Origin of the sequence: Nonomuraea sp. KM88, assembly GCF_052245635.1 — a bacterium.
In the GTDB taxonomy this organism is placed as follows: Bacteria; Actinomycetota; Actinomycetes; order Streptosporangiales; family Streptosporangiaceae; genus Nonomuraea.
Genome location: NZ_JBQQCC010000025.1, coordinates 91,140 through 104,298, shown reverse-complemented (window position 1 = coordinate 104,298; position 13,159 = coordinate 91,140). Strand labels below are relative to the sequence as shown.

Here is a 13,159-nt window from a genome sequence, read left to right as displayed (position 1 = left end):
TGTGCCTGAACGTCGAGGTGCTTTCCAGCGACGGCATGTCCATCGAGATGCGTGACACCGACGAGGACGTCTTCCGCGCCGCGGAGGAGCTCGGAATCGACCTGTCCCGGCGCGAGCCGAGCAGCGTCGAAGAGGTCTGACGACGCTGAGCGGGCCCCGTGCCGGAACACCACCTTCCGGCACGGGCCGACGCCGCGCCGTCGGCATGCAGGCTTGCGGCGACGGGCGCGTCAAGCCCCGTCGGAGCCGTGCGACCGCGATCCCGGCGGCTCGTCCAGCGGGCACCACGGTGGCGGCGGGAGCAGCACGGGAGGAGGTGGTGGCGGTGCCCGGTGAGGCGATGGAGGAGGGCATCGCCGATCTGCTCGGCATCGAGCGGGGGATGGCCGTCCAGACGAGGAACCCGGCCCCGGAGGCCGCCGCCTGGCTCGACGGCGTCCGAGCCGCGCTGGAACAACGGTGCGGCGGCGAACTGCTGGACGAGAGCGCCGACGAGGTCGTCGACGTCGTGTTGTTGTGCTGGCGCGCGGGCGACGGAGGCGGCGACGACCTGGTCGACGCCCTCATGGACGCGATGGGCAACCTCGCCGACGCCGGCTGGATCTGGGTCGTCACTCCCGAGGCCGGCCATGACGGCTATGTCCTGCCGGATGAGCTCGCCGGATCCGTGCCGGCCGCGGGACTCGTCCGGACCCACGGCGTCAGTCTCGGTGGCGGCCGGCGGGCGATCAGGCTGACGTGGCCGCCCTCGCGAAGGACCAGGCGCTGAGGCGCCGGAGGAGAAACCAGCCCGCTGTGCGGGTGCCGCGGCGCGTTCGACCGATGAGTTCTCCCTCCGCCGGCCGTCTACCTCCGGAAGATTTCTCCGCGTGGCCGGCGAGTGGGGAGGATGCGATGAGCGAGGTACAGGACCGGATCCAGCGTCATATCGACACGCTGGTCGCCACCGGCGCGGAGACCGGCGTGCAGGTGGCTGTCTATCAGGACGGCGCGCTGATCGTCGACGCGGTGGCGGGCACGGCCGACCCGGCCACCGGGCGACCGATCACCTCCGGTACGCCGATCTTCAGTTTCTCCACCGGCAAGAACGTGACGGCCACGCTGGCGCATCTGCTCGTCGCGCATGGGTGCCTCGCGTACGACAGCCCGGTCACGGACCTGTGGCCCGAGTTCGGCGTGCACGGCAAGGCCACGGCGACACTGCGGCACGTGCTGACCCACACGGTCGGTCTTCCGGCCATGCCGCGCGAGATCACCCCGGCCGAGCTTCCCGACTGGTCCAGGGTGTGCGAGTCGCTGGCCGCCGCCGAGCCGCGCTGGCGGCCGGGCGCCGCCGTGGGCTATCACTCCTACACCTTCGGCTATCTCGTCGGCGAGCTGGCCCGCCGCGCGACCGGGCGGTCCATGGGCGAGCTGCTGCGTGAGTGGATCACTGTGCCGCTGGGTATCGAGGGGCAGCTCTACTTCGCCGCTCCGAAGGAATCGCTGCCGGGGCTGGCGCGCCTGGAACAGCGGGCGCGGCAATGGCCTGCCGCCCCGGACGGCGGTGATGCGATCCTCGCGCCGTGGGAGAGCCGGCCGAGTGCCGTTGTCGGCAACAACGGCGAGATCCTGCGCGCCGACATCCCGTCGGTGGGGACCGCCACCGCGCACGGTCTTGCCGCGATGTTCGACGCCGTGCTGCGGGGCGAGCTCGTGGACCCTGCCCGGTTGGCGCGGCTGTCCGCGCTCGCGTTCGAGGGTACGGATCAGGTTTTCGGCACCCCGGCGCGGATGGCGCTGGGCTTCCCGATCGGCAGGATGGGTGCCCCTGCCGCGGAGAACTCCGTGGCACTCGGATGGCCGGGCGGCGGCGGCAGCTACGCCTACGCCGATCCCGCCAGGGGAGTCGCCTTCGCGCTGACGAAAACCCGGCTCGTCCCGAACTTCGACACCGCGCTGTCGGTCACCACGATCCTGGCCGAGCATCTCGCCGGGACCCGCTGAGCTGTCACCGCGGCCCGCGCCGGGGCGGAGCTCACGACGATCGCAAGGAGAGAATCTTGTCCACTTCTACGGCCGGCGACTCGACCACGCCGCAGACCAGCCTCGGTCCGTTCTCCTCACCGGGCGCCGGCCCGACGCCGTGGGAGGAGACGGAGTGGGCACTGCGCCGGATCCAGAAATTCCAGCTGTGCACGGTGCGCCGGGACGGCCGCCCCCACGTGACACCGTTGCTGGCGATCTGGGCGTTCGGCGCGATGTGGTTCACCACCGGCGACAACGAGCAGAAAGCCAGGAACCTCAGCGCCAACCCGCAGTGCGCGCTGACCACCGGGACCGGCACCCTGACCGGCATGGACTACGTCATCGAAGGCACCGCGAGCCTGGTCACCGACCAGGCCACCAGGCAAGCCGTGGCGACCGCGTTCGAACAGGCCTATGGCTGGCAGCTCACCCGCGAGGACGGAACCTGGCATCATCTGGGCGGAGCCATCCGGACCGGAGATGTTCAGCTCTACCAGATCCAGCCCGACAAGGCGTTCGCCTTCGCCACCGGTAGCCGATCGTCCCAAACGCGCTACCAGTGGCGCTGAGAGCACACCCCCGCAGCCTCGCGGCGCCCCGTCCGCCTGGCCCGGCCGTGAGCCGGGCCAGCCGGGCCACTCAGCCGCGACGGTGACACGACGATGACACGGCGCGGACCGGGCGGGGACACGGCCGGTCGACAGTGGGTGGAGTTGACCGGCGGGCGAGTTCACGCGGTGCGCTGTTGACACTCGGCGGCGCGCCGCGGCCCCGCCTGGGCCGCTGTGACCGTCCGTTGGACAGAGGTCAGATGATCGAGGAGAGGGCCTTGGCTGATGTTGGAGCGTGGGACCGGCGTTCGGTGTTGCGAGGTGCCGCCTTGCTGGCCGGCGCCACCGCCGTCGCGCCGCTGCTGGGCGGGACGGCAACGGCGCGAGCCCGCGGCGCCGACGCGGACGCGCTGTTCAAGGCCGGGGAGTTCGACCAGGCCGCCCGCGCGTACGAGGAGATCCTCGGAACGGACCCCGCGAATCTGCACGCGGCCCGCCGGCGCGGCTTCATCGCGCTGCTGTCCAACCGGTTCCCGGCGGCCGAGAAATACCTCACGATGGCCATCGAGCTGGCGCCCGACGACAGGCAGGCCAACCAGTACCTCGCCGACTGCTACATCCGGCAGGACAAGTTCGCCCTGTCCGCACCGCACTGGAAGGCGGCCGGCAACGAGCTGAACGCCACCTGGTTCGCGGCGGTCCGCGGCGAGCCGTACCAGATCCACGGCGACACCACGCAGGTGCCCTGGCTGCAGATGGACCCGTTTCCGCTGGTCGAAGCCTCGGTCAATGGCGGGTCGGCGAAGCGCTTCCAGTTCTACACCGGCGCCCCGGCACTGAGCTTGTCGGCGTCGGTGGCCAGGGAAGCAGGGGTGAGCGCCATGGCCAGGAAGCAGATCGATCACCTGGGCGGCATCGCATGGCGGAACGTGGGGGTGCTGGCCTCGTTCGAGGTCGGCGGCATGGAGCTGCGCAACGTCCCCGTGGCCTGGCTGGAGTCGGAGTCCGGCGACGACGTCGACGCGCGGAGCGACGGCATGATCGGCATGTGGGTCTTCTACCACCTGCTGCCCACCTTCGACTACGCCGGCCGGTCGCTCATCCTGCGCCGCAAGACCCCCGAAACGGCCAGAAAGGTACGCGCCGCCGCGGTGCGGGCGGGCACCGAGCCTCTGCCGCTGTATCTGGCCCGTGAGCACCAGACGTTCAGCAGGGGCAGCATCGCCGGCTCCGGCACCCGGGTGCTGGGCGTGGGCTTCGGCGGCGTCGGCGAGATCGCCGCGGGCCTGCACGGGCCAGCGGCCGAGCTGCTGGACGTCCGTGTCGACCACGACCGCCCGATCGAGACTTTCGCCCACAGCCAGCCGGCCGTCGCCTACCCGTGCTACCCGAACGAGCTCCGCCTGGGCGACGCCGTCGCCGAAAACGTCTACTGCTACTCGGACCCGCACCTGCCGCTCAGCCCTCACGGCTTCGACGTGCTGGGCCACTTCGCCCACTGCTTCTACAAGCCCTACACCGTCACCACCGACTTCACCGACATGAACCTCTACGTCACCCGCGGCAAGGCCCGCTGATCACCGTGACCGCTCGGGCGTCAGCCGCCGCCGTGGTGCGGCGCTGGCCCCCGGACTGCTGCGCCTGGCCCGGCAGGAGGCGCCGGGCGTCTCGTTCCGGTTCCAGGCAGAGGAGCTGGAGGCCGGTCCGGCTCTCTGCGAGGGCCGGACCGATCTGGAGGTCGGATCCATCGACCACGTGAATCCCCCTGCTGCTGCCGCCCTTGACCATCGGCATGGCCTGGCACCCCCGCCATGCGGCCGACGGAGCCCACCACTGGCTCCGCGACGCCGTTCGCCGCACACTCCACGCGCCCGGAGCAACCTGACGCGATCTCAGGGGTGCGGCGGCGTCGACCGGCTCGTCCACGCCGAGGCTGCGCAGGAGTTCAGCACGGGTCCGGACGAGGCGGGGTCTCCGCTGTGCGCGTGATGGACGCGAGAAGCGCCAGCTTGTCGGCGCTGTCGGTGCCGGGATCCGGGTGGAGGATGACGAGCGTCTGACCTGGCGCGCCGCTGACCCCCAGCCTCTCCCGGTTCAGCCACAGGTCGCCGACCTGGGGATGGTCGAGGTGCTTGAACGCGCCGTCGCACGTGTTCACGTCGTGGCGGGCCCACAGCCTGCTGAAGTGAGGGTGGGCGAGGGAGAGCTCGCCGACGAGCTCGATGAACCTGGGGTCGTCGGTGTCGGTGCCGACGGACTTGCGGAAGCCGGCGACCATGCCCTGCGCGGCGTCCTTCCAGTCCGGGAACAGGGCCTGCTCGGCGGGGTCGAGGAACACGTCCCGCAGGCGGTTGCGCCCCGCCACGAGTCGCGGTGACAGAGCGGTCGCCGGCGCGTTGGCGGCCAGGACGTCGAAGTAGCGGCCCTCCACGTACGCGGGCAGCGCGAGCGTGCCGACGAGCTTGGCGACACCCGCGGGAACGGACTCCTTCCTGGGCCGCCGTCGCCGCCGAGGTCCCTCCGTCCCCAGCCGTAGCAGGTAGGCGGTCGCGTCGTCGTCGAGCCGCAGCACGCGGGCCAGGGACTCGAGGACCTGGGCGGAGGGGTTGCGGTCGCGACCCTGCTCCAGGCGCAGGTAGTAGTCGGCGCTGATACCGGCGAGCATCGCGACCTCCTCCCGGCGCAGGCCGGGCACCCGCCGTACGCCCACCGAGGAGATGCCGGCCTGTTCGGGAGTGACGAGCTTCCTGCGGGCGCGTACGTAGTCGCCCAGAAGGTTGGATTCGTCGCTCATGCCGCCACAGTAGTGCGCGCGCCTTCGCGCGTGCCTGGTCCCCTCGCCCCCAGGATCGCCGGGACCCTGGCTCCGCCGGCCGGCAAGCGGAAACCTCGTCTCCGTACGAACAGCGGTGACACGGCAAGGAGCTACACCATGTCTACATATTTGCTGGTGCACGGGGCCTGGCACAGCGGGCAATGCTGGGAACGGGTGGTGCCGTTGCTGGCCGCGGCCGGGCACCGGGCGCTGGCGCCGTCGCTGACCGGCTACGGCGACAGGGCGCATCTGCTCGGTCCCGAGGTGGGGCTGGACACACACGTCCACGACGTCGTCGAGCTGATCATCGAGCAGGACCTCAGCGACGTGATCCTGGTGGGGCACAGCTACGCCGGGCTGGTCATCTCCTCCGCCGCCAACCGGATCCCGGATCGGATCTCCCATCTGGTCTATCTCGACGCGATGGTCCCGGAGGACGGCGAGAGCGCGGTGGACGTGCAGCCTGTGACCCAGGCCCTCATCGACGGCGCGGCGGAGTCCGCGGCGCCCTGGCGGATCCCGCCGATGCCGGAGTTGCCGCCGCCCCTGGGCCTGTTCGGGGTGACCGACCCGGCGGACGTGGCGTGGCTGCGGGCGATGTTGTCCGATCAGCCGGTGCTCTGCCTCCAGCAGCCGGTCCGGCTGGACGACCCGGCCGTGCGCACCATTGCGCGGACCCACATCCACTGCGTGGCCGGCGTGCCGGAGGGCATCGAGCGGCGGCCGGTCCCGGCGACACAGCCCAACGGCACCCCGGCGCAGGTGTGGGAACTGGAGACGGGCCACGACTGCATGATCACCATGCCGGCCGAGCTCGCCGATCTGCTGCTCAAGCTCGGCTGACCCGGCTCTCCTGACCGCGGTCGGCCGCGCGGCGATGACGGCGCGACGCGCGGCCGGGGCGCTCCCTATGCGTGGGGGAAGTATCCGAGGACGAACTCCTTGTTCACCTTCGAGGTGGGCGGCTTCGACTCACAGTCCGGCCTCAGCGAGACGAAGTGGCTCTGCGTGTGCGGGACGTAGCAGCGGTACAGCGCCCTTCTGCCGGGGCCGGGGCTGGTGAAGAGATAACCCTCGGTACGCAGTTTGGCGTGCCGCTTGGCCGAGGGGTTGACGCTGTTCTCGCAGTCGGCCGCGCCGGACAGGAATTGGTCGCGCTTCGCGTTTCCGGAGAGGCAGCCGTAGATGGCCTTGGTGCCCGGCTCTTTCTTGGTGAGAATGGGCACCCGTCCTTCCTCGCGATATTTCGTGCCAGGCCGGGCGCCGCTGGTGACATAGTGCTTGAGCCCGTCGAAATAACGCACCAGCGGCACCGTCCCGGCCTCCGCCTGAGCGGCGGGCGCGCCGACTCCGACGATGGCCGCCGCGGCGGTCAGCGCGCTCGCTACCAGCACATTCTTCTTCATGGTTCATCTTTCCTTGCCGGACAGGGTGATGTACGGCTAGGAACATTAGCGACGTTCTCCTGCTCGGACCGGCATATGCGCCCGATATTGAGAAATGGCCGGTCGATGTCCGGTCGATGTCCGGTCTCCGCGGGCGGTCCCGACGGCGGACGCGGTCAGGACCACACGGCCCGGTCGTCCGCGGTGACGTACTGGTCAGGCCGTCCTGGCGGCCGGCGAGATGCACCATGCGGCGGCGAGCTCGTCGGCGGTGGTGATGGCGTGGGCGAAGGTGGGGCCGTTCAGCTCGTGTGCGGCGTGCATCATCTCGGGCAGGAACGCCGCGGTGGCGTCGCGCACCAGCGTGATGTGGTAGCCGAGTTCCATGGCGAATCGGCCGGTGGACTCGATGCAGGTGTTCGCCAGCAGGCCGATGAGCACGACATGGGTGATGCCGTGCTGCTTGAGCTGGAAGTCGAGGTCGGTGTTGGCGAACCCGCTCTGCGCCCAGTGCTCCCGCGCCACGACGTCGCCGGGCTGCGGCTGGAAGTCGGGGTGGAACTCCCCACCCCAGGTCCCGCGGGCGAAGCTGTGACGCTTCATGATGGCGCGTTGCGTCGGGTTGGGGTGATCCCAGGTCTCGTAGTCGCCCGGCTCCCAGCGGCGGTGCGGAACGATCATTATCCGGATGCCGGTCCTTCGGGCGGCGGCGATCACGGAGCGCAGGTGGTCCAGCAGCCCGACCTGCTTCGCCACGGACTCCACGTGCGGCCACACCTTGCCGCCCTCGGACAGGAAGTCGTTGTAGGGATCGACCAGCAGCACGGCCGTGTGGCGGGGCTCGTACACCTGGGACATGACATCCGCTCCTTGCCTGGGACGATGAGAGCAACCCAGGAACAGGCTTGTGCCCATCATTCACAAGAATCAAGTAAGCCCGGTTCAAATGCCGTTTGCCGCATACTCGGGACGCCCCGGAAATCTGTGCTCTACTTTGTAAAGCCGCCCGCTCTGGTAACGACTCCCGCATTCAGCGATGAAAACAGAGCATCACCGGTCAGGCCGTACGATCAGTGCTGGTGGCTTTCGATGCGGCCGCCGAGTCGAGCGTGAGGCTCGGCCAGGAGCTTCGGATCGGAGACGACGGTCCACCGGTCGCCCACGAGATACGTCCCGCCGTAGGCCCGGGCTCCTTCGTACCACGCGTCCTGGTTCTCTCGCGTGGTGAAGGTCATGACGACGTAGCGGCCGGCGCCGGTTCGGCAGGACACCTGGCGCAGTTCGCTCGCATCGACCTGGACCGACGGCCGGTCACACTCGATGGCGGCGAGGATGCGGTCCAGGCCGGCGCCGGGGAGGGGTTCGCCCGCGACGGGTCGGGTCGGGTGGTGATGGGCGGTCGCGGTGCTGCTCGGTGCGGGAGCGAAGATCGTGAAGACGGCGAGGCCCACGCCCAGGACGGTCAGGCTGGATGCCGCAATGATTCGCAGATGCTTCATCTCGCGCACCTTTCTCGGGTCCGGCGGTGGAGAGACCATGTCCAGGTACGCGCGCCGGCGGCCGCGGGTTCAACGCGAGGACTCGGCGGCGCGGGAGCGGCGCCCCGGTCTCCCGGGCCCCAGGAGGCGACTTCGCGCCGGGTGGTGCGGTGTGCGCTGAGCGCGTCGAACTGGATCGCCGCGCACCCTCCCGGCCCGCTGGCCGGCGGGGTGCGCGGCGGCGGTCAGCCGGCGAGCAGGGCGTTGGCCTCGGTGATGAGTTTCTGCGCGGCCTCGTCGGGGGGCATCCGGTTGAAGATGACCTCCTCGGAGTAGCGCCTGAGGATGCCTTCCATGGCGCTGGAGCCCTTGGGAGGGGCGGCGGGCGGGTCGGCCAGTTCGCCACGGACTTCGTTCACGAACGCCAGGGTCTTCTGGTCGGCCTCCGGGAGTTTGGCGCTGACGGCGGACAGCACCTTGGCGTTGGCGGGCAGGCCGCGGTCGCTGAGGATGTTCTGGCCGGCTTCGGCGTCGTTGACCATGAAGTCGATGAACTTCGCGGCTTCGGCGGCGTGCTCCGACCTGGAGGAGGCGGTGTAGAACATGGCCGGCTGCAGGAACATGCCGCTGGTCGTGGCGCCTTCGATCTTCGGCATGCGCACGAGGTCGAGTTCCTGGCCTGATGCCTTGGCGGCCGCGCCGAGGACGTTGCTCCAGATCATGCTCGTGGCGCCGGTGTTGGTGCCGATGAGTGTCTGTTCGATGCCGGCGTCGTACAGTTCGGAGCTCTTGTCGGCGCTGGGGGAGCCTTTGGTCCTGATCAGGTCCTGCGTGATGGCCCACCAGTCTTCGAGGGTCTGGGGGGACACGCCGATCTTGTTGCCGGCGTAGAGTTGCTCGCCCTTCTGGGCGGCGTAGATCTGCAGGTACGCGGGGTTCCAGGTCAGCTGGGTGCCGGTGATCTTCCCGTCGGTGCCGGTCGTGACCTTGGAGCAGAGTTCGACGAAGTCTTCCCAGGTCCAGGAGCTGTCGTCGGGGAGCGTGGCTCTGGCGCGCTTGACCAGGGCGGAGTTGATCACCATCGCGAAGGAGTTGACGCCGGTGGGGATGGCGTACTGCTTGCCGTCGACGACGCCGGTCGCCAGTATTTTGGCGTCGATGTCGGCGGCGCTGACCTTGGAGGCCAGGTCGGCCAGCGCGCCGCGTTCGGCGTATTCGCGTAGCGCGCGGATTTCCAGGGTGATGACGTCGGGCGCGTCCCGGCCCGCGACCTGGGTGGCCAGCCTTTCGTAGTAGCTGGGAAAGTCGGAGATCTCGCCCTCGACGTCGATGGTCGGGTTCTTCGCCTCGAATTTCGCGATCGCCGCTTCGGTCATCTCGCGGCGCGCGTCACTGCCCCAGTAGGCGAAGCGCAGCTTGACCTCGTCGTCGGTGCTCTCGCCGCCGCCGCAGGCCGTGGTGACCGCCAGCATGGCGGTGGCGAGCAGGGCCGCCGACCAGATCTTCTTGCCAGAGCTCACGGCTCTTTCCTCCTTGGGGTCTTCTGCTGGGGGTGGAAGGAACGTTCTCGGCACTGCGGTGCCCGTGGCATGGATCTGAGGTCTGACGTTAGCGCGATGATCGGTAAGGGAGGTAGGGGGTTTCGCGACACAGCGCCGCCGGTGTTCGGGGCCGCAGGCCGTGCTGCGCGGTGCGGTCCGGTGGGCGCCGGTGTGGGGACTTCCGGAGTGCTGAGGGGGAGTCCGGCCGCAGGCGACGGCTGGCCCGCGCGGCGCGTGCCGGTGGGGCGGGGTCACCGTGCGGCCGGACCCTGGTGGTCAGGCGAAGAAGGTGATCTTTCCTGTGCCGTGGACGGTGCTGAGTCCCTTGGTGGCGCAGATGCTGATGTTGGAGGTCGGGGTGGCGGTGCCGGCAACCTTGCTGCCCGCCAGCGCTCCTTTGCTGACCCGTCCGCTGAGGAGCATGTCGCCGGGGTTGTGGCCGGTCAGCTTCTCCATCGATGGTCGCAGGGTGGAGACGCCGGCTCGCCGGCCGTCGGCGCCGTACCAGGTGATGCTGCCTTTGCCGTGTATGTCTTGCGCGCCGGCGCAGGAGGCGCGGCCGGTGCTGCGCACGGTCATGACGCCGGAGCGCATCCCGGCGGCCGAGGGCGATGAGGCGGTGCAGCCGGTCAGCGCGAGCCTGGCCTGGGCGGTGACGGTGTCCGGCAGGAACCTGACCGGCGGGGCGAACGTGATGGGGCGTTCGGTGGTGGTGGAGACCTGGCAGGTGAGCAGGGTCTGCCGGGCGGTGGCCGCGGCGGGTGATGTGGTCGCCGTCGTCATCGCCACCGCCGCGGCCGTGGCCGCGCCTGCGCGCATGAGCGGGTGAACGGGCATGTCGTCTCCTTGTCCTGGTGGTGGCCGGTGTGCGGCGCTCGGTGATCTTCCTAGGTGGAGCCCACGATAGGAGGGGGCGTGCTGCGGGGCGGCGAGCGCGGCGCCTGGCGGGAAAACTTGATCGACTTCTTAACGGCGCACGCCGTGCCACAAGTGATCAGTTGTCGCGGTATGGGCGACGCTGGGTGGCACGAGCGCTGACTGTGCCCTGGGGGAGGGAGTTTCATCGTGGGTGAGGACGACATCGCGACCGTGGTGCGGGAGCACTGCGTGCGGATCCTGAAGGTCGACCCGGGCCGGGTGACCGTGGACGCGCTGCTGCGTGAGGACCTGGAGGCCGACAGCCTGGATCTGGCCGAGCTGCACGTGGCCTTGGAGGACAGGTGGGGGCCGCTGCCTCGCGAGACCCTCGCTGACGTGCGGACCGTAGGCGATGTGATCGCCAGGGCCCGCCTGCTGCTGAGGGGATCGGTGTGAGCGTGCCCGGGGTTCGTGTCGCGGTGACCGGCCTGGGGGTGCGTACTCCGGCGGGCGCCCACCCCAAGGAGGTGTGGAACACGCTGCTGGCCGGCCGGTCCACCGCCCGCCCGATCACCTCGTTCGACACCGAAGGGCTGGGCGTCGGCTTCGCCTGCCAGATCGCCGACCTGGACATGGAGGCGTACCTGCCCGCCAAGCAGGCGTCGCGGCTCGACCGGATGGCTCAGCTGGCCTTCTGCGCCGCCACCGACGCTCTGGCCGACGCGGGCGCCCTGCGAGCGCCGCCGCAGCGCCGGGCGGTGGTGACCGGCACCTGCTTCGGCGGCAGGATGACGGACGAGGCGGTCATGCTCGGAGGGCAGCATTCCGGACGCGGCGATCCGGGCCCGCTGTGTGTGCCGATGGCCATGCACAACTCGGCGGCCGCCGCGATCAGCATTCACCACCGCATCCAGGGTCCCAGCCTGTCGGTGGAGACGGCCTGCGCCTCAGGCTCCCACGCGATCGGCGAGGCGGGCCGCCTGGTGCGCGGCGGGCACGCCGATGTGGCGATCGCCGGTGGAGCGGAGGCCTGTATCACTCCGACGGTGCTGCTGGGCTTCCGGCGTTGCCAGGTCCTGTCGCAGCGCAACGACGCGCCTGAGCGTGCCAGCCGGCCCTTCGACCGTGATCGGGACGGCTTCGTGCTGGCCGAGGGCGCCGCGTTCGTCGTCCTGGAGAACCTCGAACACGCCATGCGCCGCGACGCCCATGTCTACGCCGAGCTGACCGGCTACGCCTCCGTCTCCGACGCCCACCATCTCACCGCGCCGTCGCCGCAGGGCGAGGGGGCGGCCCGTTGCATGCGCGCCGCGCTCGCCGACGCGGGCCTGGCCCCGGAGGAGATCGCGCACGTCAACGCGCACGGCACCGGCACACCGCTCAACGACGTGGCCGAGGCCCAGGCGATCAACGAGGTGTTCGGCCCGGCGAGGGTTGCGGTCACCTCGGTCAAGGGGGTCACCGGGCACGCCATCGCCGCCGCGGGCGCCATCGAGGCCGTGGCGGCCGTGCTGGCGCTGCAGGAACGTGCCATCCCGCCCACGGCCAACCTCGAGCACGTGGACCCGCGGTGCGACGTCGATGTCGTCGACCGGGTGCGGCCCATGCCGCCGCGGCCGGTCATGTCGAACTCTTTCGGTTTCGGCGGCCACAACGCCGCCCTGATCTTCTCGCCGTGCTGACCCGAGGACCTGTCGTGCGCATCTCCGCTCTCACCGGCGTCACCGCCGCCGTCCTGCCCGCCTTCCCGCTCGCCGTCCTGCTCGCCGGTGGGCCGGCCGGTCCGGTCGCCGCCGACGTCGCCACGCCCTCACCGGTCGCCGCCGGTGTTCCCGGCATCGTGCCCTCGCCGGCCGGTCCGGTCGTCGCCGGTGTTCCCGCCGCGACGCCCCGGCCTGTCGTCGCCGGCACCGGGCTCCCGTCGGCGGATGCCCCGCTCGACGCCCCGCCCGATGCCCTGCCCGGTGATCAGGAAGAGGAGCTGGAAGTGGGGCAGGGCAAGATCTGCATCAACGTTCCCGTCGACGCCATCGCCAGAGCCTGGGCCAGGATCGTCGCGCCGGGTCTGGTCGTCAGTCGCGCCGCCGGCGCGGCGCCGCGCGTCGGGGTGCCAACGCCGCCCCAGCCAACGCCGCCCCAGCCAACGCCGCCCCAGCCAACGCCGCCCCAGCCAACGCCGCCCCAGCCAACGCCGCCCCAGCCGGCGGTGACGCCAGTGGTGACGCCTGGGGTGACGCCCGCTCTGCGGTTCCCTGGCGGCGGGCTGCCCAAGGCCATGCCCTTCCTGGAAGCCGTGCCCTGCTGAGCCCGCCCGTCAGGCGATCCCGCTCACGGGGGAGCCGTGGAAGGTGCCGCCGTAGCAGGTCATGCGGCTCGTGCTGGTCGGGCTCGGCAGGACCACGCCGGTGCCGAGCATGCAGTCGATGATCGAGACGCTGAGGGCGGGCCCTGCCGTGACGACCATGAGGGCGCTTCCTGCGGCTGTGGAGGCGAGGACGGTGATGAGGCGGCGCATGGCGAATCC

General features: G+C 70.6%; 15 protein-coding genes. 8 read left to right on the top strand and 7 right to left on the bottom strand.

Features of this window, described 5'->3' with window-relative positions:
* Nucleotides 1–319 precede the first annotated feature (319 nt).
* The 4 genes from ACTWPV_RS44420 (at nt 320) to ACTWPV_RS44405 (ending at nt 4,135) form a co-directional block, all read left to right on the top strand.
* Nucleotides 320–769 carry a DUF3052 family protein gene (locus tag ACTWPV_RS44420; RefSeq protein ID WP_443156403.1) on the top strand — a complete coding sequence of 150 codons (450 nt, stop codon included), beginning with the start codon at nt 320–322 and terminating at the stop codon, nt 767–769.
* Nucleotides 770–894: 125 nt separating this feature from the next.
* Complete coding sequence (locus ACTWPV_RS44415; protein ID WP_443156402.1) at nt 895–1,986, top strand: serine hydrolase domain-containing protein; 1,092 nt, start codon at nt 895–897, stop codon at nt 1,984–1,986.
* A gap of 56 nt (nt 1,987–2,042) precedes the next feature.
* Nucleotides 2,043–2,576 (top strand): pyridoxamine 5'-phosphate oxidase family protein, encoded by a 534-nt coding sequence (locus ACTWPV_RS44410; RefSeq protein WP_443156401.1) that lies wholly within the window; start codon nt 2,043–2,045, stop codon nt 2,574–2,576.
* A 260-nt stretch (nt 2,577–2,836) separates the two neighbouring features.
* Nucleotides 2,837–4,135 carry an aspartyl protease family protein gene (locus tag ACTWPV_RS44405; RefSeq protein ID WP_443156400.1) on the top strand — a complete coding sequence of 433 codons (1,299 nt, stop codon included), beginning with the start codon at nt 2,837–2,839 and terminating at the stop codon, nt 4,133–4,135.
* A gap of 368 nt (nt 4,136–4,503) precedes the next feature.
* On the opposite strand, the gene ACTWPV_RS44400 is transcribed toward ACTWPV_RS44405, so the two are convergent.
* Nucleotides 4,504–5,352 (bottom strand): helix-turn-helix domain-containing protein, encoded by an 849-nt coding sequence (locus tag ACTWPV_RS44400; protein ID WP_443156399.1) that lies wholly within the window; start codon nt 5,350–5,352, stop codon nt 4,504–4,506.
* A gap of 138 nt (nt 5,353–5,490) precedes the next feature.
* Between ACTWPV_RS44400 and ACTWPV_RS44395 the strand changes: the two genes are divergently transcribed.
* Nucleotides 5,491–6,216 (top strand): alpha/beta fold hydrolase, encoded by a 726-nt coding sequence (locus tag ACTWPV_RS44395; RefSeq protein WP_443156398.1) that lies wholly within the window; start codon nt 5,491–5,493, stop codon nt 6,214–6,216.
* Between the two features lie 65 nt (nt 6,217–6,281).
* On the opposite strand, the gene ACTWPV_RS44390 is transcribed toward ACTWPV_RS44395, so the two are convergent.
* The 5 genes from ACTWPV_RS44390 to ACTWPV_RS44370 all read right to left on the bottom strand — a co-directional run bounded on the left by ACTWPV_RS44390 (nt 6,282) and on the right by ACTWPV_RS44370 (nt 10,614).
* Entirely contained in the window at nt 6,282–6,779 is a 498-nt protein-coding gene (locus ACTWPV_RS44390; protein WP_443156397.1) for a hypothetical protein, read from the bottom strand.
* A 195-nt stretch (nt 6,780–6,974) separates the two neighbouring features.
* Nucleotides 6,975–7,616 (bottom strand): cysteine hydrolase, encoded by a 642-nt coding sequence (locus ACTWPV_RS44385; RefSeq protein ID WP_443156396.1) that lies wholly within the window; start codon nt 7,614–7,616, stop codon nt 6,975–6,977.
* A gap of 212 nt (nt 7,617–7,828) precedes the next feature.
* Nucleotides 7,829–8,257, bottom strand: a complete 429-nt coding sequence (locus tag ACTWPV_RS44380; protein WP_443156395.1) for a hypothetical protein — start codon at nt 8,255–8,257, stop codon at nt 7,829–7,831.
* Between the two features lie 224 nt (nt 8,258–8,481).
* On the bottom strand, nt 8,482–9,756 hold the full coding sequence (locus ACTWPV_RS44375; RefSeq protein ID WP_443156394.1) for an extracellular solute-binding protein: 1,275 nt from the start codon (nt 9,754–9,756) through the stop codon (nt 8,482–8,484).
* A 297-nt stretch (nt 9,757–10,053) separates the two neighbouring features.
* The gene (locus tag ACTWPV_RS44370) at nt 10,054–10,614 is read right to left on the bottom strand and encodes a hypothetical protein (RefSeq protein ID WP_443156393.1); all 561 of its coding nucleotides are present in this window, start codon (nt 10,612–10,614) and stop codon (nt 10,054–10,056) included.
* 228 nt (nt 10,615–10,842) lie between these two features.
* Between ACTWPV_RS44370 and ACTWPV_RS44365 the strand changes: the two genes are divergently transcribed.
* The 3 genes from ACTWPV_RS44365 to ACTWPV_RS44355 are packed head-to-tail and all read left to right on the top strand — an operon-like array spanning nt 10,843 to nt 12,940.
* Complete coding sequence (locus tag ACTWPV_RS44365; protein ID WP_347649430.1) at nt 10,843–11,091, top strand: acyl carrier protein; 249 nt, start codon at nt 10,843–10,845, stop codon at nt 11,089–11,091.
* Nucleotides 11,088–12,317, top strand: coding sequence for a beta-ketoacyl-[acyl-carrier-protein] synthase family protein (locus ACTWPV_RS44360; RefSeq protein WP_443156392.1), 1,230 nt, complete (start codon nt 11,088–11,090; stop codon nt 12,315–12,317). Before ACTWPV_RS44365 ends, ACTWPV_RS44360 begins: the two co-directional genes overlap by 4 nt.
* A gap of 14 nt (nt 12,318–12,331) precedes the next feature.
* A complete protein-coding gene (locus ACTWPV_RS44355) occupies nt 12,332–12,940 on the top strand; it encodes a hypothetical protein (protein ID WP_443156391.1) in 609 nt (202 codons plus the stop codon).
* A gap of 9 nt (nt 12,941–12,949) precedes the next feature.
* Here ACTWPV_RS44355 and ACTWPV_RS44350 read toward each other — a convergent pair whose 3' ends face one another.
* On the bottom strand, nt 12,950–13,150 hold the full coding sequence (locus tag ACTWPV_RS44350; protein WP_443156390.1) for a hypothetical protein: 201 nt from the start codon (nt 13,148–13,150) through the stop codon (nt 12,950–12,952).
* Between the last annotated feature and the right edge of the window lie 9 nt (nt 13,151–13,159).

What these genes read in the sequence shown, in the direction of transcription:
- ACTWPV_RS44415 (WP_443156402.1), top strand. Translation starts at nt 895, where the DNA reads ATGAGCGAGGTACAGGACCGGATCCAGCGTCATATCGACACGCTGGTC.
- ACTWPV_RS44400 (WP_443156399.1), bottom strand. Translation starts at nt 5,352, where the DNA reads ATGAGCGACGAATCCAACCTTCTGGGCGACTACGTACGCGCCCGCAGG.
- ACTWPV_RS44395 (WP_443156398.1), top strand. Translation starts at nt 5,491, where the DNA reads ATGTCTACATATTTGCTGGTGCACGGGGCCTGGCACAGCGGGCAATGC.
- ACTWPV_RS44390 (WP_443156397.1), bottom strand. Translation starts at nt 6,779, where the DNA reads ATGAAGAAGAATGTGCTGGTAGCGAGCGCGCTGACCGCCGCGGCGGCC.
- ACTWPV_RS44385 (WP_443156396.1), bottom strand. Translation starts at nt 7,616, where the DNA reads ATGTCCCAGGTGTACGAGCCCCGCCACACGGCCGTGCTGCTGGTCGAT.
- ACTWPV_RS44380 (WP_443156395.1), bottom strand. Translation starts at nt 8,257, where the DNA reads ATGAAGCATCTGCGAATCATTGCGGCATCCAGCCTGACCGTCCTGGGC.
- ACTWPV_RS44370 (WP_443156393.1), bottom strand. Translation starts at nt 10,614, where the DNA reads ATGCCCGTTCACCCGCTCATGCGCGCAGGCGCGGCCACGGCCGCGGCG.
- ACTWPV_RS44350 (WP_443156390.1), bottom strand. Translation starts at nt 13,150, where the DNA reads ATGCGCCGCCTCATCACCGTCCTCGCCTCCACAGCCGCAGGAAGCGCC.